Below are 21,121 nucleotides of genomic sequence, written 5' to 3'. Positions count from 1 at the left end.
TACTTCGAATTCCCGATGAAAGCCCTCGACCGCATTCTCGAATCCGCGCGCCGCCAGCCGATGCGCATCGCGCTGTGCGAAGCCGACGACCCGCGCGTGCTGCAAGCCGCCGCGCGCGCGACACGCGACGGCATCGCCCACATCGTGCTCGTCGGCGACCGTGCGGCCATCCACGCGGCGGCCGCGCGCGACGCGCTCGACCTCGACGGCATGACGCTCGTCGATCCGGCCACCGCCCCGCAACGCGACGCGTATGCCGACGCGCTGCACGCGTTGCGCAAAGCCAAGGGCATGACGGCCGACACCGCGCGCGACGCGGTGCTCGACCCGCTCTGCCATGCGAACCTGATGGTGCGGCTCGGCGACGCGGACGGCTCGGTCGCGGGCGCCGTGCATGCGACGGCCGACGTGGTGCGCGCGGCGATCCAGCTGATCGGCGTCGATCCGGCGTTCCGGATCGTGTCGAGCTTCTTCCTGATGATGCTGTGCGAGCCGTTCCATACGATCAAGGGCGGGCTGATCTTCTCCGACTGCGCGCTCGTCGTCGATCCGGACGCCGGCCAGCTCGCCGAGATCGCGATGGCCGCCGCCGACAGCGCGCGCGCGCTGCTCGGCGAAGCACCACGCGTCGCGATGCTGTCGTTCTCGACGAGCGGCAGTGCGCACCATGCGGCGGTCGACAAGGTGGCGGCCGCGACCGCGCGCGTGCGCGAACTGCGCCCGGCGCTCGCGATCGACGGCGACGTGCAGCTCGACGCGGCGATCGTCGCGGAAATCGCCGAGCGCAAGATCGCGCATTCGCAGGTCGGCGGCCACGCGAACGTGCTCGTGTTCCCGAGCCTCGAAGCCGGCAACATCGGTTACAAGCTCGCCGAGCGGATCGGCCGCGCAAAGGCCGTCGGCCCGCTGTTGCAGGGCTTGCGCCGGCCTGCGAACGACCTGTCGCGCGGCTGCGGCGCCGACGACGTGTATCACGTGATCGCGGCGACCACCGTGCAGGCGCAAGCGGCCATGCAACGGGCCGCGACCGGCGAGGTCGCACCCGCATGACGGCCGACAAACTGGCGATCCTGATCGCGGTGATCGGCGCCGGCAGCTATTTCCAGACCGTCACGGGCTTCGGCCTCGGGATGATCGTGATGGGCGTGACGAGCGGCTTCGGGCTCGCGCCGCTCGCCACCGTCGCGACGCTGATGAGCGTCGTGTCGCTCGCGAACGGCGCGACCGCGCTGCCGGGCCGGCTGCATCACATCGACTGGCGGGCGGTTGGCGCGGCGACGCTCGGCATCCTGCCGTCGGTCGTCGCCGGCGTGGTGCTGCTCGAATGCCTGAGCCGCTCGGCGGCCGACCTGCTGCAACTGATCCTCGGCGTGGTCGTGCTGTACGGCGGCCTGAGCGCGGCGCTGCGGCCGACGCCGCTGACGGAACGCTCGGACAACCGCAGCTTCTTCGTCAGCGGCATCTTCGGCGGGCTGCTGAGCGGGATGTTCGGCGTGTCGGGGCCGCCGTTGATCTTCCAGTTCTACCGGCAGCCGCTGACGCTCGTGCAGATCCGCTGCGCGCTGATCGTGCTGTTCACGACCACGTCGGCCACGCGGGTGCTGTACAGCGCGTGCGAAGGCCAGCTCGATCGCGACATCTGGCTGCTGGCCGCGCTCGCGACCCCGGTCGTGATGCTGACGACGGTCGCCGGCCGGCACTACCCGCCGCCGCTGTCGCCGGTCGCGCTGCGCCGGCTCGCGTTCGGCGTGCTGATGGCGATCGGCGTCGGGCTGATCGCGACGTCGCTGCCGCCGCTGCTGCATCGCGGCTGATTCCTTCCGGTTTCACCGTCGCGCGCCGATCCAGCCGGCGATTTCGACGAGCCGCTTCATGTCCGGGGGTGATACGAGATCGATCGCGAGCCGGTGCCGGTAGTACGGGCCGAGATCGAGCCCGACGCCGAGCCCGAGCACGTCGACGCAGCCCGCCCCTTCCTGGCGTGCGACCACCTGCTTCAGGTGGTTGTCGAGGTAGAACGGATCGTTCGCCAGTGCGGTAGCACCGTCCATCGGGCTGCCATCCGAGATCACGACGAGGATCTTTCTCGCTTCCGGCCGCGCCGCGAGCCGCGCGCACGCCCAGTCGACCGCTTCCCCGTCGATCCCTTCGCGAAACAGGTCGGCCTTGAACAGCGCGGCAATGCCGGCGCGCGCGTGCCGCCAGCGCGTGTCGGCATCCTTGAACACCAGGTGGCCGGTTTCGTTGAGGCGCCCCGGATGGCGCGGCTTGCCGCGCGCGAGCCAGTCCTGGCGCGCGCGGCCGCCGTTCCACGCAAGCGTCGTGAAACCCAGCACTTCGGTCGCGAGGCCCGCGGCGTCGCCCGCACGCGCCAGCGTGTCGACCATCAGCGCGACGCCGTCGATCCACGCCTTCATCGACCCCGAGCAGTCGATCAGGAACGTGAGCGCGCAGTCGGCATGCGGCCGCACGCGTTCGAGCCGGAACAGCCGCCGCTCGGCCGGCGAGCTGACGAGTTGCGCGAGCCGGCGGCCGTCGAGACGGCCGTGTTCCTCGCCGAACGACCAGCCGTCGGCCTGCGGCACGACGAGCGCCGCGCGCAGCACGCGCGCGAGCCGCGTGACGTTGATCCGCTGCGCGGCGACCTGCGCGTCGAGCCGGTCGCGATACTCGCGCAGCAACGCCGCGCGGATCTGCGCGGCCGGCTTGAATTCGCGGTCGTAGCGCGTCGTGTACGCCCGATACGTGGCGCCGCCGCCGTGCAGCACGACGCTGTCGCCGGTCTCCACGAGCGCCGGCAGGTCGATGCCCGTGTCGTCGAAATCGACCCACAGCGAGAAATTCGTCAGCGCGTCGTCCTGCTCGCGCGCGTCTTCCGTCTGCGTTTCGACGACGGCCGCGCGCGCGTCGCGGATCATCGACGCAATGCGCCGCGCCAGCGCCAACGCGTGACCGGCGAACGCGCGCTGGTCGTGCCGGCAGCGGCGCAGCCCGGCAAGCGCCACGCCGATTTCCGGCACGATCGCCGCGCGCGGCGCTTCGATCAGGTCTTCCGTTTCCTCGAGCACGGGCCAGCCGGTCAGCCGCGACCACGCGATCTGCGCGACCGTGTAGACCAGGATTCCGACATGCGTATCGGCCTGCCCCGACCGGTGAAACGCGCGCGACCAGGTTTCGAAACGATGGCGCAGGTTCAGCAGGACGCCGCGCATGGCGGCCGGCGCGAGCGATTCGCAGCGCAGTTGCTCGAGCATCTCGAACAGCACGCGTTCGACCGGATCGTCGCCGGACAGCGCACGATGCAGGTCGGCATCGGAGTGCAGGATGCGCAACGCCGCGCCGTCGGCCGCGCCGCGCCACGACGCGAGATCGTCGTCGGCGGCCTGCGCGCGCAGGTGCGGCGCATGGATCGGCAGCGGCCGCAGGTCGCGGCACACGCGGCCCGCACGGTAATGCAGCGCCGCATCGCGCGTCAGCGCCCGCACGGTCGACGCGCCCAGCGCTTCGCGCGCGGCGGCGCGGCGCGCCGCGTCGCGATCGGCGCTCACCGCCCCGCTCCCGGCTCGCCGCCGCCGGCGCGCGACGCGACCGCCAGTTCCTCGCCGAAGCAGCGCTGGTAATACTCGGCGACGACCGGCCGCTCGGCGTCGTCGCACTTGTTCAGGAACGTCAGGCGGAACGCGAGCGCCGGATCGCGGAAGATCTGGCAGTTCTCGGCCCAGTTGATCACCGTGCGCGGCGACATCAGCGTCGACAGATCGCCGGTCGCGAAACCGTTGCGCGTCAGCTCGGCCAGGCTCACCATCGATTCGAGCAGCGGGCGGCCGGCTTCGTCCGCGAGTGCCGGCACGCGTGCGCGCACGATGCCGATCTCCTCGTCGCGCGGCAGGTAGTCGAGCGTCGCGACCACGTTCCAGCGGTCCATCTGCGCGTGGTTGAGCATCTGCGTGCCGTGGTAGAGCCCGTTCAGGTTGCCGAGCCCGACCGTGTTCGCGGTCGCGAACAGCCGGAACGATGGATGCGGATGGATCACGCGATTCTGGTCGAGCAGCGTGAACTTGCCGTCGCGCTCCAGGATCCGCTGGATCACGAACATCACGTCGGGCCGCCCCGCATCGTATTCGTCGAAGATCAGCGCGACCGGACGCTGCAGCGCCCACGGCACGATCCCTTCCTGGAACTCGGTCACCTGCACGTCGTCGCGCACGACGATCGCGTCCTTGCCGACGAGGTCGAGCCGGCTGATGTGACCGTCGAGGTTCACGCGCACGCACGGCCAGTTCAGCCGCGCCGCGACCTGCTCGATATGGGTCGACTTGCCGGTGCCGTGCATCCCCTGCACGAGCACGCGGCGGTTGCGCGCGAAGCCCGCGAGAATCGCGAGCGTGACGTCCGGGTTGAAGCGGTACGCGTCGTCGATATCGGGCACGTGATCGTCGCGCGTGCCGAACGCGGGCACCATCAGGTCCGAGTCGAAACCGAACCGTTCGCGGACCGACACCATGCAGTCCGGCTTGTTCGTTACCCCATCCATCGCGTGGCGCTCCTGTCGTTGCCTGTTGCGCAGGCGTCGATGGCGCCTGCGTCGATCCTGTTGACGGAACGATGCGTTCCGCTGCCGAAAATGCGGGCCGGGTTGCCGGCCCCCGCCGCCCCGTGCGGCCGGCCTGCCGGACCGTTCGGTACAATGGCCGCAGTCCAGTTTCCGGAACGCCCGACATGCTGCCCGCGGATACGCCCACGCTGCGCGCCTTCGCGCTGCTCGAACATCTCGTCCAGGCCGGCGACGCCGTGTCGCTCGCCGATCTCGCGCGCGACGTCGATATCCCGAAGGCCTCGCTGCACCGGATGCTCGCGTCGCTCGAAGCCGGCGGGCTCGTGATCCGCGAGCCGGGCCGCAAGAACGCGTATGCGGTCGGCCCGCGCCTCGCGCGGCTCGGCACCGGCGTGATGCTGCACGCGGGCACGCGCCGGCTGCGCCATGCGATCCTCGAACGGCTCGTCGCCGACCTCGCCGAGACCTGCAACCTGACCGCCCTGCACGACACGGAAGTCGTCTATCTCGACCGCGTGGAAGCCGACTGGCCGCTGCGGCTCGACCTGAAACCCGGCTCGCGCGTGCCCGCTTACTGCAGCGCCAGCGGCAAGCTGCTGCTCGCGCTGCTGCCGCGCGACGAACGCGCGGCGCTGGTGCGCACGATGGCGCTGCCGCGCCATACGCCGAACACGATCTCCGACCCGGAACTGCTCGAAGCCGAACTCGACCGCACCGCGCACAAGGGCATCGCGATCGACAACGAGGAATTCGTCGCGGGGATCGTCTGCATCGCGGCGCCGGTGCTCGACGACGACGGCGCGTGCATCGCCGCGGTCGCCGTCCATGCGCCGGTGTCGCGCGCGCCGCTGTCGCGGCTGCTCGACCACGTGCCGCGGCTGCAGGAAGCGGCCCGCGCGCTCGCGAAGACCTTCTAGTGCCGCGCGGCGGCGCGCCGGCCGCGTCATGACGCGCGCTGGTAGTAGAGGTTCTGCGGATGCCGCGCATCCGCGAAGAAGAACCAGCGTTCCGCCACCAGCCCCGCGTACTGGATCACGAACGCCGCGCCGAGCGCGACGGCCGCCGCGATCGACGTCGGCGCGAGCGCGCCGGCGCCGGTCAGCACGAACGGCACCGCGAATGCGCCGATCAGGAAGCCGGCCTTCACCGCGCGCAGCGTGCCGTTGCCCTGCCCGTGAAAGAACTCCTTCGTGTTGAACGCGCTGGCCGTGAAGCCGCGCGACTTCTGTTCGACCTTCGCGTGACGAATCCCCGTCGCGCTCTGCACGGTCGACTTCGGCCGCAGCCGTGCATTGCGTGCGAGCGACGCGAGCCGCGCCACGCCACCGGCGAACGTCAGCACGCAGGCGGCCGCCGCGAGCCGGCCGACCAGCGCCGGCGCGAGCCACGCGGCGCAGGCCGTCGCGAGCGTGCAGCCCGATGCGCAGCCGAGCAGCACGAAGTTCACGAGCGTCAGCGGGCTCGCCCATTCCTGCAGGAAGCGCAGGCACGCGTAGATCATCGCCGTGCAGACGAACAGCGCGACGCTCGCGAGCGCGCCCGCCGCACCGATCAGCAGCGTGCCGGGCCACGCGAACAGATGCGCCGCGCCATACGCGAACGCGCAGGCGAGAAACACCGGCAGCGCGATGCACTCGCGCGACAGCCACGACGTACGCCACATCGCGATCGCGCGCCACGCGCGCTCCGGGTGGCCGAGATGAAAGAACGACGCGAACAGGCCGAGCACGCCGAGTGCGACCGACAGCGCGGCCCCGGTCACGTAGAACGGGGCGGCGACGTCAACGCCGGCCAGCCGCGCCAGCGCCTCGACGATCACGAGCGTCAGCAGCAGGCCCTGTGCGGCGCCGCACAGCGTGGTGAGAAAAACGACCGAAAAGGCTGGGCGCATGGAAACTCCGTCTGTGTCTGAATGAAATGCGCGTCGCTCAGCGCGGGGTCGCCAGCGACACGAGATCGATGTCGCCGCGCGCCGCGCGGGCCTCGAACGAATCGTCGTCGCGCCCGTTCGATGCGCTGCCGCATCCGCCGCTGCTGCCGCATCCGCACGATGCTTCGGTCTTCACGCGCGGCAGGTAATGGTTCGACGGCCGCGTGCCCCACTCGGGCATCAGCGCATAGCCGCCGCGGTCGCGGATCGCGCGCGACACGTCCGATTCCGGGTCGTGCACGTCGCCGAACAGCCGCGCCGACGTCGGGCACGCGAGCACGCAGGCCGGCTTGCGATCGCGCTCCGGCAGCGCTTCGTTGTCGATGCGGTCCGCGCACAGCGTGCACTTCGTCATCTCCTTGCGGCCTTCGTCGAGTTCGCGCGCGCCGTACGGACATGCCCACGCGCAGTACTTGCAGCCGATGCACTTGTCGTAGTCGACCAGCACGATGCCGTCCGACTTGCGCTTGAAGCTCGCGCCGGTCGGGCAGACCGGCACGCACGGCGGGTCCTCGCAGTGCAGGCACGACTTCGGGAAGTGGATCGTGTCCGTCATCGGGAACACGCCGGCCTCGTAGGTCTGCACGCGGTTGAAGAACGTGCCGGACGGATCGTCGTCGTACGGACGCAGATCGGCAAGGCTGCCGGCTTCGCCGGACGTGTTCCATTCCTTGCAGCTCGTCACGCAGGCATGGCAGCCGACGCACACGTTCAGGTCGATGACGAGGGCCATCTGGGTCATGGTTGCGCTCCTTCGCTTAGCGATCGTCGGACTTCGGGCCCGCCGACGCCGCGCGCCGCAGCCGCGCGGCGAATGCGCCGGTTCCCGCGAAATACGCCTGCACGCGTTGCAGCACGCGCGGCGTGCCCGGCAGCGCCGGCATCGGCGCGAACTGCGGCAGCGTGGTCGCCGCATCCGCTTCGGCCGGGTAGATCCGCACCTGCACGTCGTACCAGCCGGCCTGCCCGGTCACCGGGTCGGAATTCGACAGCCGCGCACCGCCTCGGGCCGCGTCGGGCAACTCGTCGGTGATCACGTGATTGAGCAGGAAGCCGCGCTGCGATTCGCCCGCGTGGGGGCCGAGGTTCCACGCGCCGGCCGCCTTGCCGATCGCGTTCCAGGTCCACACGGTGCCGGGCTCGACCGCCTCGCTGTAGCGCGCGCGGCAGCGCACCTTGCCCCACGGCGATTCGACGTAGATCCATGCGCCGTCGTCGATCTGCTGCGCGGCGGCCGTCACCGGGTTCACGAACAGGTGGTTCTCGCCGTGGATCTGCCGCAGCCACGCGTTCTGCGAATCCCACGAGTGGTACATCGCCATCGGCCGCTGCGTGATCGCCGCGAGCGGATAGCGGTTCGCATCGGTCAGCCCGCTTTCGAGCGACGGATGCCAGAACGGCAACGGGTCGAAGTAACGCGCGATGCGTTCGCGCAGATGATCCGGCGGCTGGCGGCCCGACCTGCGGCCCTGCGCGGCGAGCCGGAATTTCTGCATCACGTCCGAGTAGAGCTGGATCACGATCGGCACGCCGAACTTGCGCATCCCGTTGTCGACCGCCCACTGCATGTATGGCCCGTTGCAGTTGCGCATGTACTGCAGCGATTCCGGCAACCGGTGGTGGTACACGCAGTCGTTCTCCGCATAGCGTTTCCACTGGTCGGGGTTCGGCTCGCCGACGACGGCCTTCTCGCCGTCCTTGCCGCGCCAGCCGATCAGGAAGCCGGTGCCCGAATCCGGCGCGGTCTGGAAATTGACGACGAAATCCGGATAGTCGCGGTACTTGCGCTGCCCGTCCGGCGTCGTGAAGGCCGGAAACTTCAGCCGGCTCGCCAGCTCGATCAGCACTTCCTGGAACGGCTTGCACTCGCCGGTCGGCGGCACGACGGGCACGCGCACCGAATCGACCGGCCCGTCGAATTCGGAGATCGGCCGGTCGAGCACCGACATCACGTCGTGCCGTTCGAGGTAGGTCGTGTCGGGCAGGATCAGGTCGGCGAACGCGGTCATCTCCGACGCGAACGCATCGCACACGACCAGGAACGGAATCCGGTATTCGCCGTCGGCGCGCTTGTCGACCAGCATCTTGCGCACTTCCGTCGTATTCATCGACGAATTCCACGCCATGTTGGCCATGAAGATCAGCAGCGTATCGATCGGATAGGGATCGCCGCGCCATGCATTGGTGATCACCGAATGCATCAGCCCGTGCACCGCGAGCGGGTATTCCCACGAGAACGCCTTGTCGAGCCGCGCGGGCGTGCCGTCCGGATGGACGAACAGGTCCTCGGGGCCGGCCGGCCAGCCGAGCGGGCCGCTCGCGAGCGGCGTGTTCGGCTTGATCTGGTCGGGATCGTTCGGCGGTTTCGCCGACGGCGGCACCGCGCGCGGATACGGCGCCTTGTGGCGAAAGCCGCCCGGCCGGTCGATCGTGCCGAGCAGCGACATCAGCACCGCGAGCGCACGGATCGTCTGGAAGCCGTTCGAATGCGCGGCCAGCCCGCGCATCGCGTGGAACGCGATCGGCACGCCCTTCACCGATTCGTGCGCGTGGCCCCACGAATCGGTCCAGCGCACCGGCAGCTCGATCGCCTGCTCGCGCGCGACCGTCTCCATCTCGCGGGCAAGGCGGCGGATCGTATCGGCCGCGATGCCGGTGATGTCGGCCGCCCATTCGGGCGTGCAAGCGGCCACCTGTTCGCGCAGCAGCGTGAACGACGGCGCGACCGGCGTGCCGTCGTCGAGCGTATAGCGGCCGTCGAGCGCCGGCTCCGCGCCATCCGTATGGTGCAGCACCGCGCGGTTCGTCTTCGTGTCCCACCACATCCGGTTCTGCGGATACAGCGGGTTGACCTCCGGCGCGTCGGCGTCGCGTACGAACAGCCCGAACGTGTCGGCGCCGTCGCGCCGGTCGACCAGTTCCGCCGCGTTCGTGAAGCGCGACACGAATTCGTGGTCGAACGCATCGCGCGCGATCAACTCGTGCATCAGCGCCATGAACAGCGCGCCGTCGGTGCCGGGGCGGATCGGAATCCATTCGTCGGCGATCGCCGCGTAACCGGTGCGCACCGGATTGATCGCGATGAAGCGGCCGCCCGCGCGCTTGAACTTGCCGAGCGCGATCTTCAGCGGATTCGAATGATGATCCTCCGCGGTACCGATCATGAAGAACAGCTTCGCGCGGTCGAGATCGGGGCCGCCGAACTCCCAGAACGAGCCGCCGATCGTGTAGATCATCCCGGCCGCCATGTTCGCGGAGCAGAACCCGCCGTGCGCCGCATAGTTCGGCGTACCGAACTGTTTCGCGAACAGGCCGGTGAGCGCCTGCATCTGGTCGCGGCCCGTGAACAGCGCGAAACGCTTCGGATCGGTCGCGCGCAGATGCGACAGGCGCTTTTCGAGCACGTCGAACGCGACCTCCCACGACACCGGCTCGAACTGCGCATCGCCGCGCTCCGCGCCCGGCTTGCGCATCAGCGGCTGCGTGAGCCGCGCGGGCGAGTACTGCTTCATGATCCCCGACGAACCTTTCGCGCAGATGACGCCCTGGTTCAGCGGATGGTGCGGATTGCCGTCGATATAGCGTACTTCGCCGTCGCGCAGGTGTACGCGGATGCCGCAGCGGCATGCGCACATGTAGCAGGTCGTCGTCTTGATCTCGGCCTGCTCGTCGCGCTCGCGTGCCCGATGTTCCATCGTCTGTCCTCGTTCGCGGATGACGGTGCGCGTCGTTGCCGCGCACCGGTGAATCGGTTCATCCATGCTATGCCGGCCGGCGCCCGACATAAAGTCGCATCCTCTGATCGGTGCTATCGGTCGGCCCGATAGTTGCGCCGGCTCCCCCGCGGGCCGCATGCGCGAAGGCCCGGCGCATGCACCGGGCCTTCGGCGCCATGCGGTGCCGCCCGTCAACGCGGCGGATACGCGAGCAGTTCGCTGTCGTCGAGATGCTCGCGGCGGCCGCGGCGCGTCAGCCCGTACGCGACCACGAGTACGCCGAGGCTCGCGACGCCGAGCCAGAGCGGCTTGCGCTGGTCCGGGATGAACGCCATCGCGACGAGGATGCCGACCATGCCGATGATCGCGACCCAGGTCAGGTACGGGTACGCCCACATCTTCACGCGCAGCTTGCTGGCGGCGACCGGGTCCAGACGCTTGCGCAGGCGCAGTTGCGAGAACGCGATCAGCACGTACACGAACAATGCGACGGTGCCGTACGAATTGACGAGGAACGCGAACACGGTATCGGGCGACACGTACGACATCACGACCGACACGTAGCCGAACACCGTGCCGAGCAGGATCGCGCGCACCGGCACGCCGCGCTTGTTGACCTTCGCGAGCGCGGCCGGCGCGTCGCCGTGGCGGGTCAGCGCGAACAGCATCCGCGAGGCCGCATAGAGGCCCGAGTTGAGCGCGGACAGCACGGCGGTCAGCACGATCGCGTTCATCACGTTGGCGGCGGCCGGCAGGCCCATCACTTCCAGCGCGCTCACGTACGGCGTGGCCATCTGCGCGGAATTCCACGGCACCAGCGCGACGACGAGCGCGACCGAGCCGACGTAGAACACCAGCACGCGGGTGATCACCGAGTTGGTTGCCTTCGCAACCGCCTTGGCCGGCTCCTTCGCCTCGGCCGCCGCGATCGTGACGATTTCCGCGCCGAAGTAGAACCCGGTGGCCGCGACCGCCCCGCTCATCACCGGCCCGATGCCGAGCGGCATGAAGCCGCCGTGACCGAGCAGCGTCGGCAGCACGGCCGTCGTGTGCATCGACGCGGGCCACATGCCGAGCACGTAGAGGCCGCCGAGGAACAGGAACACGACGATCGCGCCGACCTTGATCGACGAGAACCAGAATTCGAATTCGCCGTAACTGCCGACCGAGATCAGGTTCGTGAGCGTCAGCACGACCAGCAGCGCGAGACTGATGATCCACGCCGGCGTGTCGGGCAGCCAGAACTGGATCAGCCTGGCGCCCGCGACCGCTTCCAGCGCGACGACGATCACCCAGAAATACCAGTACATCCAGCCGGTCAGGAAGCCCGCCATCCTGCCGGGCCCGCGCCAGTTGCCGAACGCGAGCCGCGCGTACTCGTAGAACGAGCCGACGGCCGGCATCGCGCACGCCATCTCGCCGAGCATCCGCATCACGAGCACGACCAGCCCGCCCGTGATCAGGAACGACAGGATCGCGGCCGGCCCGGTCTGCTGAATCACCACGCCGCTGCCGACGAACAGCCCGGCACCGATCACGCCGCCAAGCGCGATCATCGTCATGTGGCGCTGCTTGAGCCCACACTTCAGGTCACTCTGGTTCATCGAGGGTTGCATGTCTTCTCCATATCCAGTTGTCCGGCGCCGCCCGCGTCACCTTCGGGTGAACGCGGGCGCCGCCGGCGACGGCGCGTGCAGGGGCACCTGCAGCCCCGGCCGCACGGATTTCTGTGGCTTTTATTGTGTCGGGTTGCCCGGCGCGCGCGGTCTTGCGTCGCGCCGGGTGGTGCGCCCCGCGCTCAGGGCTTTTCGTCGTTCCTGAAGTACGACAGGTAGAGCATCCGCTGCCCGATACGCCGGAACGGCGCGAACGGGTGACCGGGCAACGGCGACGTGAAGATCGGCAGCGTCTGGCGTGCGCCCTTCCCCGCGATCTGCTCGGCGAGCCGACGGCCGGCCTGCTGCGAATACGACACGCCGTTGCCGCCGTAGCCGAGCGCGTAGTACACGGATTGCCGCGGATCGGGCTGGCACACGCGCGGCATCATGTCGTGACTCACGTCGACCCAGCCCCACCACGAGTAATCGATCTCGACGCCGCGCAGCGCCGGAAACTTGCGCGCCATGCCTTCCTTCAGCAAATCGAGGTGGCGCGGGTTCGGCGCATCGTCGCCGGTGATCGCGCTGCGGCTGCCGATCTGCAGCCGGCGATCGGGCAGGAAACGATAGTAGAAGCGCAGCGTGCGCGTGTCGGTCAGCACCTGCGTCGTGCGGAAGTTGCATGCATCGATCTCGGCGTCGGTCAGCGGCCGCGTGACCATCGAATTCGACAGGATCGGCATCACCTTGCTGCGCAGCGACGGATGCAGCGTCTGCGCGGTGTACGCGCCGGTCGCGATGCCGACCGCGCGAGCCCGCACCACGCCGCCCGGCGTGCGCAGGTGGTGCACGCCGTCGATCGTCTCGAAGCCGAGCACGGGGCTGCTCGTATGCACCTTCGCGCCGGCTTCGCGTGCGAGACGCAGGTAGCCGAACGCGAGTTTCAGCGCATGGATGCCGATGCCTTCCGGCTCGTGCAGCGCGCCGGCCGCCTCGTGGTCGTTGATGAATTCGCGGCGGAACGTCTCCGCGCTCAGCAGTTCGGACGGATAGCCGAACACGTCCTTCCACACCTTCGCCTCGGCCGCGAGCTTCGCCATGATGCGCGGGCGATGCGCGATCAGGAAATGGCCGCCCGGCTGCGGATCGCAGTCGATTTCCGATACGAGCGACTTGAAGTGCTCGAAGCCTTCGAGAATCTCGTCGTGCATCTTCAGCGCGACGTCCTTGCCCCAGCGCTCGATCCACTGCGAGCGCGACAGCCGGCCCGACGCGTTCTGCCCCTGCCCGCCGTTGCGACTGCTGCAGCCCCAGCTGGTGCGGTTGGCCTCGAGCACGACGGCCTTGATGCCGTGATCCCGCGCGAGGCACAGCGCGGTCGCGAGGCCCGTATAGCCGGCGCCGATGATCGCGACGTCGACGTCGAGATCGCGCGTGACGGGGCCGTCGTCGGCCGGCGGAGTGCCGGCCGTCGCGACCCAGTAGGTCGGCGCGTATTGCTTGCCGCAGCCGGGGCCCGGCGACACGAGCGGATCGTAGGTCGGGTCGTAACGCGTGTCGTTCGGCCGGCCGCCGGCGAAGCCGCTCGTGGTGCGTTCGATGGAAGGGGTCGACATGGTCAGCCCTCCGTTGCGGGCATGCCCGTTGCGCCGCAACCGGCGCGCGAGGCGATTCGACTGACTGATGCGGGGCGCGTGTCCGCCGCGCGGGCGGATGCTGCCGACTGCCTGTTGGTCATGCCTGTCTCCTGATCGTTCTCTTCGGGTCGATCGTGTGCAGATGCTTCCATGCGGCGATCTGTCGAGGAAAGTGTAGGCAGGCCGATTTACCGCAGGTAGGGCCAGTGGGCCGGATTCGCTTGGACCAGCGCCTGGGCCGGCAGTCAGGCCAGCGCGCCGGCCGCCGGGCGGCCGGCAACGCGGAGCGACCGGTGGCGCGCGGCCAGCGCGAACGCGAGGCCGCCGGCGCCCCGGCGCCGATACGACCCCGCACACCGCCGCCCGCCCGGCGCGGGCGTCACGTCGCGCGTACCGCGACGGCGGCCATGCCGCCGCGCTTCTCGATCGCCCGCGCGGACACGATCGACAGGAGTGCAGACAACATCACGTAAACCCCGACGAGCCACGGCGCGCCGCCGTTCGCACGCAGCAGCGCGGTCGCGACGATCGGCGTGAGGCCGCTCGCGAAGATGCCCGACACCTGGTAGACGAACGAAATGCCCGTGTAACGCACGTTCGCGTCGAACAGCTCCGCGAACAGCGCGGCCTCCGGCCCGTACGCCATCGCATAGAAGATCCCGAACGGAATCACCAGCGCGAGCCACACGGCGAGCAGGTTCGTCGACTGCGTCTGCAGCAGCCAGAACGCGGGCAGCACCGACAGCCCGCACAGCGTCGCGCCCCACCGGTACACGCGCGCACGGCCGAGCCGGTCCGACAGGCTGCCGAACACGGGGATGAACCCGCACATCACGACGGCCGCGCTCATCACGCCGAGCAGCGCGTCGCCGCGCGAGATCGACAGGTTGCGCGTCATGTAGCCGATCGAGAACACCGCGAACACGTTGAAGAACACGCCGTCGATATAGCGCGCGCCCATCCCGAGCAGGATCGCCTGCCGGTAGTTGCCGAGCAGCTCGACCACCGGCAGCTTCGTGTCGCGCCGCTGACGCTTGAGCGCAACGAACTCGGGCGTGTCGGCCACGCGCGTGCGGATGTAGAAGCCGACCGCGACGAGCAGCAGCGACGCCGCGAACGCGACGCGCCAGCCCCATGCGAGGAACGCGGCGTCCGGCAGCGCGCGCGACAGCCCCGCGACGACGCCGGCCGCGAGACACAGCCCGATCGCGAGACCGATCTGCGGCAGGCTCGCATACAGTCCGCGCCGGTGCGGCGGCGCGTATTCGTATGCCATCAGCACCGCGCCGCCCCACTCGCCGCCGAGGCCGATCCCCTGCAGCACGCGCAGCGTCAGCAGCAGCACGGGCGCCCACATGCCGATCTGCGCGTAGGTCGGCAGGAACGCGACGCCGGCCGTCGACACGCCCATGATCAGCATCGTCAGGATCAGCGCCGACTTGCGCCCGACGCGGTCGCCGAGATGGCCGAACAGCAAGCCGCCGAGCGGCCGCGTGACGAAGCCGACCGCGAACGTCGCATACGCGAGCATGGTCGACACGAACGCGTCGCCGGACGGAAAGTACTGCTTGTCGAACACGATGCCGGCGACCACGCCGTACAGGAAAAAGTCGTACCACTCGACGGTCGCGCCGATCACGCTGGCCGCGGCCACGCGTCGGACGACCCGGGAATCGATTGCCATGCGAGCTTCTCCAGGTAAGGATGCGCCGCAACCTGCCCCGACGCCGTGCCGGCGGGGGCATCGATGAGCGCGCGGCGGCCGTCCGGGCGCAGGAGCACGGGCCGCGCGGGCGCTGCGCGCTACGCGAGCGCCTCGGCGGCCGGCGCGACGCTGCGGCCGCGATCGGCCTCGCGCGCGTCCTCCAGGATCATGTCGGACGCCTTCTCGGCGACCATCACGATCGGCACGTTGGTATTGCCCGATACGAGCGTCGGCATGATCGAGCAGTCGACCACGCGCAAGCCGCGCGTGCCATACACGCGCAGCCGCTCGTCGACGACCGCGAGCGGATCGCTCGCGACGCCCATTTTCGCGGTGCCGGACGGATGGAAGATCGTCTGCCCGTACTCGCGGCAGAACTCGAGCAGCTCGTCGTCCGTCTGCGCGTCCGCGCCGGGCCGCACCTCGCGCTTCATCAGCGGCGCCATCGGCTCGGCGGCCGCGACACGGCGCGCGAAGCGCACGCCGGCGACCGTCGTGCGGCAGTCGCGCTCGGTGTCGAGATAGTTCGGCTGGATCGACGGCGCGTCGCGCGCATCGTCGGTCCGAATCCGTACGGTCCCGCGCGATTCGGGCCGCAACTGGCAGATCGAGTACGTGCAGCCGGGAAACGGATGCACGCTGCCGCCCGCCGAGTCGGCCGACAGCGTCGAGAAATGGAACTGGATGTCGGGCGTCGCGGATTCGTCCGGCAACGCGCGGCAGAACATCCCGCCCTGGTTGATCCCGATCGCGAGCGGGCCGCCGCGGAACAGCGCCCATTGCAGCCCCATCTTCGCACGGCCGACCCACGAATGCAGCTCGTCGTTGGTCGTGATCGGCTTCGTCACCTCGTAGATCAGCCGTACCTGCAGATGATCCTGCAGGTTCTCGCCGACGCCCTTCCGATCGGCCACGACCGCAATCCCGTGCCGGTCCAGCAGCGCGGCGGGCCCGACGCCCGACACCTGCAGCAATTGCGGCGACTGCAGCGCGCCGGCCGCGAGGATCACCTCGCGCAGCGCGCGCACCTCGTGCACCTTGCCCTGCTGCACGTAGCGCACGCCGGACGCCTGCGCGCCGTCGAACAGCACCTTCAGCGCCTGCGCGTCGGTCTCGACGTGCAGGTTCGGCCGTCCGCGCGCGGGCTTCAGGTACGCGACCGCGGTCGAGCAGCGCAGGCCGTTGCGCGTCGTCAGCTGGTAGTAGCCGACTCCCTCCTGGTCGCCCGTGTTGAAGTCGTCGACCGTGCGCACGCCGAGCCGATTCGACGCGGCGACGAACGCATCGACGAGTTCGTGCCGCTGCCGGATCGCCGACGCCCACAGCGGGCCGCCGGTGCCGCGCGTCGGGCCTTCGCCGAGCGTGTTGTGTTCGAGCCGCCGGAAATACGGCAGACAGTCGCGCCAGCTCCAGCCGCGATTGCCGAGCGCGGCCCAGTGGTCGTAGTCCTGCTGCTGCCCGCGCACGTAGATCAGCCCGTTGATCGAGCTGCAGCCGCCGAGCGTGCGGCCGCGCGGCCAGTACAGGCGGCGGTTGTGCATGTTCGGATCGGGATCGGTATGAAAGCCCCAGTTGTACACCGGGTGGAACATCGTCTTGCCATAACCGATCGGCACGTGGATCCACATGTAGTTGTCGGCGGGGCCCGCCTCCAGCAGGCACACCGTATGGCGGCCGCCGTCGGACAGCCGGTTGGCGAGGACGCAACCGGCCGATCCTGCGCCGACCACGACATAGTCGAAGCTGCGTGTCATTCCGTGTCTCCGTTCCGGGGTATGCGAAAAATCCGGTATGTTTTGTCCAAATTTATTGAGCACACGGACCATGTACAAGCCGGTTTATTGTCCACGCCGCGAATGTGGTACAAAAACCGTTCAATTCGTTTCATTTCTCTCGCACACACCATCCCGGGACGCACGCCGATCCCGACGGAGGAGACACATGCGCGACACCGCCCCCGCGCCGCCCGACGGCGCGCCCGCCGACGATGCGCGCGTGCTGCGCGCGCTCGCCGTGCTCGAAGCGCTGGCCGCGGCCGGACAGCCGTACACGCTGTCGCAGCTCGCCGCACGGCTGCACATCCCGAAGGCGACGCTGCTGCGCCTGATCGAATCGCTCGAAACGCGCGGCTACGTGATCCACATGCCCGACTCGCGCGGCCACGACCGCGGCATCGCGCTCGGCCCGCGCGCCGCGCAGTTCGCGCTCGCGGCGCTGTCGAACAACACGTTTACGCGCGGTTGCCGGTCGGTGCTGCGCGCGCTCGTCGACGTGCTCGGCGAGACCTGCAACCTCACCGCGCTCGACGGCGACACGGTGCTGTACGTCGAACGCGTCGAGACCACCGAACCGCTGCGGCTCGAGATGCGGCCCGGCATGCGCGTGCCGCTGCATTGCACGGCGAGCGGCAAGCTGTTCCTGTCGCAGATGAATGCGCTGGAGCGCAACGCGCTGCTCGCGCGGCTCACATTGCAGAAGATGACCTACCGGACGCTGACCGATGCGCAATTGCTCGCGGCCGAGCTCGACCGGCTGGCCGCGCGCGGCGTCGGCATCGACAACGAGGAATTCGTACGCGGAATGGTGGCCGTCGCGGTGCCGGTGAAGGATGCGGCGAGCGGTCGCGTGCTCGCGGCGCTCGCCGTGCATGCACCGACCGCGCGCGCGACGCTCAACGATCTGCTGGAGAACGTGCAGAAGATGCGCGACGCGGCCACGCGGCTCGCGCCGCTGCTGCATGCGACTGAAGGCGCGTCGCCGGGTTGATGCGGCCGCGCGCGCTCGTGCCTGCGCGCGGTCGCGCGCTCATGCGAGGTGGTAGCGCAGCCAGAAGGTTTCGCGGCATGCGTTGTCGAACGTCAGCCGCGACGGATTGATCGGCTGCGCATCGGGATGGCGCAGCACGTCGTAGTCGATCCAGCATTCGGCGCACAGCAGGTCGGACGGCGCGCGGTCCTGCTCGACCGAGCGGCGCACGATCGCGCCGTTGTCGAAACGGTATTCGGTTTCGTCGCGCGTGACCTCGACGTCATCGTCGGTCCAGCGGTCGTGCGACGTGGCGTGCGACACGATCTGCACCGGGCCGGCGAGCCCGTGGATCGCGGCGACATAGGAGATGAGCTTGTCCATGGCGAGGCGGCGAACTGGCGGATGGCGCGCTACGCGCCGCGCATGCGGCGCGAAGCGGCCCGAGCGGCGAGTATAGCCGCGTGCCGAAGACCTTGCGGCCGGCGGGGTTTCGCGCGCTACGCGTCCAGCGCGAGCAACGCGAACGTCGCGAGCCAGTGCTCGCCCATGTAATCGCCGGCCACGTGCGCGAGCGCGCTCGCGAGATGCCGGTCGGCCGCGTCGAGCAGCTTCGCGCGCCGCGCATCGCCTTCCGGCAGCGCGCCGGCCAGCGAACGCTGGCACCATGCACGGCTCAGGTTCAGCCCGTCGAGGTGTGCGATCTTGCCGTCGCTGCGATCGCTGACGGTCGCCGGCTCGAACAGCGTCGCCGGCTCGCCGCGCGCGAGGTCCGGCAAAAAGCGCGCGAACCAGCCGTCGAACTCGGCGGCCGGCAGCACGCGCCGCATCAGCTCGGCCTCCATCAGCGCGGGCGACAGGAATTCGTCGCCGGACGGCTCCCACGCCTGACACGCGACGTCGTTCAGGTGCCAGCGCTTCGCGGTATCGACGATCAGCGCCGCGAGCCCGTCGCGCTGCGTATCGCGCGCGAAATCGAGCGCGAGCGCCAGCGCGAACGCGGTGTTGAAGTGCGTGCCGACGCGCAGCGGATAAGTCGCCTTCGGCAAAAATGTCTCGAAGCGCGACACGAACAGATCGGCCAGCGGCGCCATCGTCTTCGCCCAGCGCGCGGCCTGCGGCAACACGCCCTTCAGCGCGAGCCGCTCGAGCTGCGCGGATAGCGCGAGCAGCCACGCCCAGCCGTACGGCCGCTCGAAGCCGCTGTTGTGCGGCAGCGCGAGATACGCGCGCTCGCCGGCGACGTTCGCGTCGGTGAAATGCGCGTCGACGATCGCGACGATGCGCTCGGCCTCCGGCAATGCCGGGTAGCGTTCGAGCACGCGCAGCACGAGCCAGTAGCCGTGCACGCACGAATGCCAGTCGTAGCTGCCGTAGAAGATCGGGTGCAATGCGCGCGGGCCCTGCACGTCGTGCGGCCCTTCGAGCGCATGCGTGAGCTTGTTCGGATATTCGCGGGTCAGGTGCGCGAGCGCGAGCGACGCGAATTTCGAAGCGAGTTCGGGGGTGAGTCGGTCGGTCATGAGCATCTCTCGTCCATCGAATCAGAAGCGGAATACGAACGCGTACATCAGCAGCGTGTTCACGGCCAGCAGCAGCACGGCCGTCGGCCACTGCGCCTTGATCACGCCGTTCTTGTCCTTCAGTTCGAGCAGCGCCGCGGGCACGATGTTGAAGTTCGCGGCCATCGGCGTCATCAGCGTACCGCAGAAGCCGCTCAGCATCCCGATCGCGCCCATGATCGCCGGATTGCCGTGGAACTGGTGGACGATCAGCGGCAGGCCGATGCCGGCCGTCATCACCGGAAACGCGGCGAAGCCGTTGCCCATGATCATCGTGAAGAGCGCCATGCCGACCGTATAGGCCACGACCACCGCGAACGGCGAATCGATCGGCACCCACTCCTTCACGAGCCCCGACACCACGCCGCCGACGCCCGCCACCGCGAATAATGCGCCGAGCGCCGCGAGCATCTGCGGCAGGATCGCGGCCCAGCCGACCGCGTCCATCGTGTGGCGTGCTTCCTTCAGCGCATGCACGGGCGAATCGCGCAGCATCGCGAGCGCGACGACGAACGCGACGATCGTGCCGAGCACGAGCGAGATCAGCGTCACGCTCTTCGACTCGACGAACGGCACGCTCTTCAACGCGAACGTGCCGATCAGCGTGACGACCGGAATCAGCAGCGCGGGCAGGAACAGCCGGTTGCCGAAGCGCTGCGCGAGCGTCTCGCGCCGCACGGCCGCCGCTTCGCCGGCCTCGTCGGACTGGCCGCGGCCGAGCTTGCCGGAGCCGGCGATCACCGCGAGCGCGATCGCGAGGCAGCCCGTCACGACATGCGGCAGCAGCGCGCCGAACAGGAACGTGACCGCGTAGATCGCCCAGAACGCGAAATTGACGACGCGCCGCGGGTTCGTGCGGTCCGTCAGGTTGAAATACGCGAACGCGGCGAACATCAGCCCCGCGAGCGTGTACAGCGATTCGAGGCCGATCATCGCGCGCCCTCCTGCCTGACCAGGCCGAAGCCGCGCGCGAGCCGGCGGTCGAGCAGCGCGAGGCGCGTGCAGTGGATCAGCAGCGCGGCGATCGCGGTCGGGATCGCCCACACCGACAGGTGCAGCGGCTCGATGGAGAGGCCGTTCTGTTCGAGAAAGCCCTTGATCAGCAGGATCGACTGGATCGCGATGAAGATGTCCTCGCCGAAGAACACGGCGACGTTGTCGGCGCCCGACGCATGCGCGCGGATCTGCTGGCGCACCGACTCGGGCAGCTCGCCGTGCCGGCTGACCGCGGCGGCCTCGGCCATCGGCGCGATCAGCGGCCGCACCATCTGCGCGTGGCCGCCGAGCGACGTGAGGCCGAGCGCGGCCGTCGCCTGGCGCAGCACGAAGTACAGCATCAGCACGCGGCCCGTGGTGGCCGCCTGCACCCGCGAGATCATCCGCTTCGCCTGCTCCTTGAGCCCGTTGCGCTCGAGCAGCGCGATCACCGGCAGCGTGAGCCAGATCAGCCCCATGTAGCGGTTCTCGGTGAACGCCTTGCCGAACGCGCTGACGATGTCGACGAGATTCAGCCCGCCCGCCAGCCCCGTCGCGAGCCCCGCGATCGTGACCACCAGCAGCGCATTGAAGCGCAGCGCGAAGCCGATCACGACGATCGGCACCCCAATCAGCACCAGCATTTCCCCTCCTTGTGTCTGGACGTGCGGCACGTCGGCCACGCGCGGCCGGCCCGG

At 69.5% G+C, this 21,121-nt stretch carries 17 protein-coding genes; 4 read left to right on the top strand and 13 right to left on the bottom strand.

Annotated elements, in window-relative coordinates; all coding sequences use genetic code 11:
- The first annotated feature begins 15 nt into the window (after window positions 1-15).
- Both pta and KU887_RS17405 read left to right on the top strand, forming a co-directional pair.
- On the top strand, window positions 16-1,050 hold the full coding sequence (pta, locus tag KU887_RS17410) for a phosphate acetyltransferase (protein ID WP_258256894.1): 1,035 nt from the start codon (window positions 16-18) through the stop codon (window positions 1,048-1,050).
- Entirely contained in the window at window positions 1,047-1,814 is a 768-nt protein-coding gene (locus tag KU887_RS17405; protein ID WP_006491153.1) for a sulfite exporter TauE/SafE family protein, read from the top strand. Before pta ends, KU887_RS17405 begins: the two co-directional genes overlap by 4 nt.
- 12 nt (window positions 1,815-1,826) lie before the next feature.
- Here KU887_RS17405 and KU887_RS17400 read toward each other — a convergent pair whose 3' ends face one another.
- Both KU887_RS17400 and KU887_RS17395 read right to left on the bottom strand, forming a co-directional pair.
- Window positions 1,827-3,548 carry a cobalt chelatase gene (locus tag KU887_RS17400; RefSeq protein WP_258256892.1) on the bottom strand — a complete coding sequence of 574 codons (1,722 nt, stop codon included), beginning with the start codon at window positions 3,546-3,548 and terminating at the stop codon, window positions 1,827-1,829.
- Window positions 3,545-4,534, bottom strand: a complete 990-nt coding sequence (locus tag KU887_RS17395) for an AAA family ATPase (RefSeq protein ID WP_006495176.1) — start codon at window positions 4,532-4,534, stop codon at window positions 3,545-3,547. Before KU887_RS17395 ends, KU887_RS17400 begins: the two co-directional genes overlap by 4 nt.
- A 185-nt stretch (window positions 4,535-4,719) precedes the next feature.
- Between KU887_RS17395 and KU887_RS17390 the strand changes: the two genes are divergently transcribed.
- Window positions 4,720-5,472, top strand: a complete 753-nt coding sequence (locus tag KU887_RS17390; protein ID WP_006481989.1) for an IclR family transcriptional regulator — start codon at window positions 4,720-4,722, stop codon at window positions 5,470-5,472.
- 26 nt (window positions 5,473-5,498) lie between these two features.
- On the opposite strand, the gene KU887_RS17385 is transcribed toward KU887_RS17390, so the two are convergent.
- From KU887_RS17385 to KU887_RS17355, 7 genes are all read right to left on the bottom strand, one after another.
- On the bottom strand, window positions 5,499-6,446 hold the full coding sequence (locus KU887_RS17385) for a DmsC/YnfH family molybdoenzyme membrane anchor subunit (protein WP_069353349.1): 948 nt from the start codon (window positions 6,444-6,446) through the stop codon (window positions 5,499-5,501).
- Window positions 6,447-6,483: 37 nt separating this feature from the next.
- Window positions 6,484-7,227 carry a 4Fe-4S dicluster domain-containing protein gene (locus KU887_RS17380; RefSeq protein ID WP_006495178.1) on the bottom strand — a complete coding sequence of 248 codons (744 nt, stop codon included), beginning with the start codon at window positions 7,225-7,227 and terminating at the stop codon, window positions 6,484-6,486.
- 16 nt (window positions 7,228-7,243) lie between these two features.
- Complete coding sequence (locus KU887_RS17375) at window positions 7,244-10,180, bottom strand: molybdopterin oxidoreductase family protein (RefSeq protein WP_258256888.1); 2,937 nt, start codon at window positions 10,178-10,180, stop codon at window positions 7,244-7,246.
- A 212-nt stretch (window positions 10,181-10,392) separates the two neighbouring features.
- Window positions 10,393-11,817, bottom strand: a complete 1,425-nt coding sequence (locus tag KU887_RS17370) for an amino acid permease (protein ID WP_006491514.1) — start codon at window positions 11,815-11,817, stop codon at window positions 10,393-10,395.
- 182 nt (window positions 11,818-11,999) lie between these two features.
- On the bottom strand, window positions 12,000-13,415 hold the full coding sequence (locus tag KU887_RS17365; protein WP_006481990.1) for an FAD-binding oxidoreductase: 1,416 nt from the start codon (window positions 13,413-13,415) through the stop codon (window positions 12,000-12,002).
- A 400-nt stretch (window positions 13,416-13,815) separates the two neighbouring features.
- Window positions 13,816-15,120: an MFS transporter gene (locus tag KU887_RS17360; RefSeq protein ID WP_006495184.1), complete on the bottom strand. Its 1,305-nt coding sequence runs from the start codon at window positions 15,118-15,120 to the stop codon at window positions 13,816-13,818.
- 119 nt (window positions 15,121-15,239) lie between these two features.
- Window positions 15,240-16,895 (bottom strand): GMC family oxidoreductase, encoded by a 1,656-nt coding sequence (locus tag KU887_RS17355; RefSeq protein WP_258256887.1) that lies wholly within the window; start codon window positions 16,893-16,895, stop codon window positions 15,240-15,242.
- A 187-nt stretch (window positions 16,896-17,082) separates the two neighbouring features.
- Between KU887_RS17355 and KU887_RS17350 the strand changes: the two genes are divergently transcribed.
- Entirely contained in the window at window positions 17,083-17,907 is an 825-nt protein-coding gene (locus tag KU887_RS17350; protein ID WP_006491309.1) for an IclR family transcriptional regulator, read from the top strand.
- 39 nt (window positions 17,908-17,946) lie between these two features.
- Here the strand turns inward: KU887_RS17350 and KU887_RS17345 are convergent, their stop codons facing one another.
- From KU887_RS17345 to KU887_RS17330, 4 genes are all read right to left on the bottom strand, one after another.
- Complete coding sequence (locus KU887_RS17345; protein ID WP_006495187.1) at window positions 17,947-18,270, bottom strand: hypothetical protein; 324 nt, start codon at window positions 18,268-18,270, stop codon at window positions 17,947-17,949.
- Window positions 18,271-18,386: 116 nt separating this feature from the next.
- Entirely contained in the window at window positions 18,387-19,409 is a 1,023-nt protein-coding gene (locus KU887_RS17340) for a DUF2891 domain-containing protein (RefSeq protein WP_006491312.1), read from the bottom strand.
- Between the two features lie 21 nt (window positions 19,410-19,430).
- On the bottom strand, window positions 19,431-20,381 hold the full coding sequence (locus KU887_RS17335; RefSeq protein WP_258256886.1) for a DUF979 domain-containing protein: 951 nt from the start codon (window positions 20,379-20,381) through the stop codon (window positions 19,431-19,433).
- Window positions 20,378-21,067 carry a DUF969 domain-containing protein gene (locus tag KU887_RS17330; protein WP_112750662.1) on the bottom strand — a complete coding sequence of 230 codons (690 nt, stop codon included), beginning with the start codon at window positions 21,065-21,067 and terminating at the stop codon, window positions 20,378-20,380. Before KU887_RS17330 ends, KU887_RS17335 begins: the two co-directional genes overlap by 4 nt.
- Window positions 21,068-21,121 lie beyond the last annotated feature (54 nt).

Origin of the sequence: Burkholderia sp. EMB26, assembly GCF_024730645.1 — a bacterium.
GTDB lineage: Bacteria > Pseudomonadota > Gammaproteobacteria > Burkholderiales > Burkholderiaceae > Burkholderia > Burkholderia cenocepacia.
This window is presented reverse-complemented; position numbering and strand designations above follow the sequence as displayed.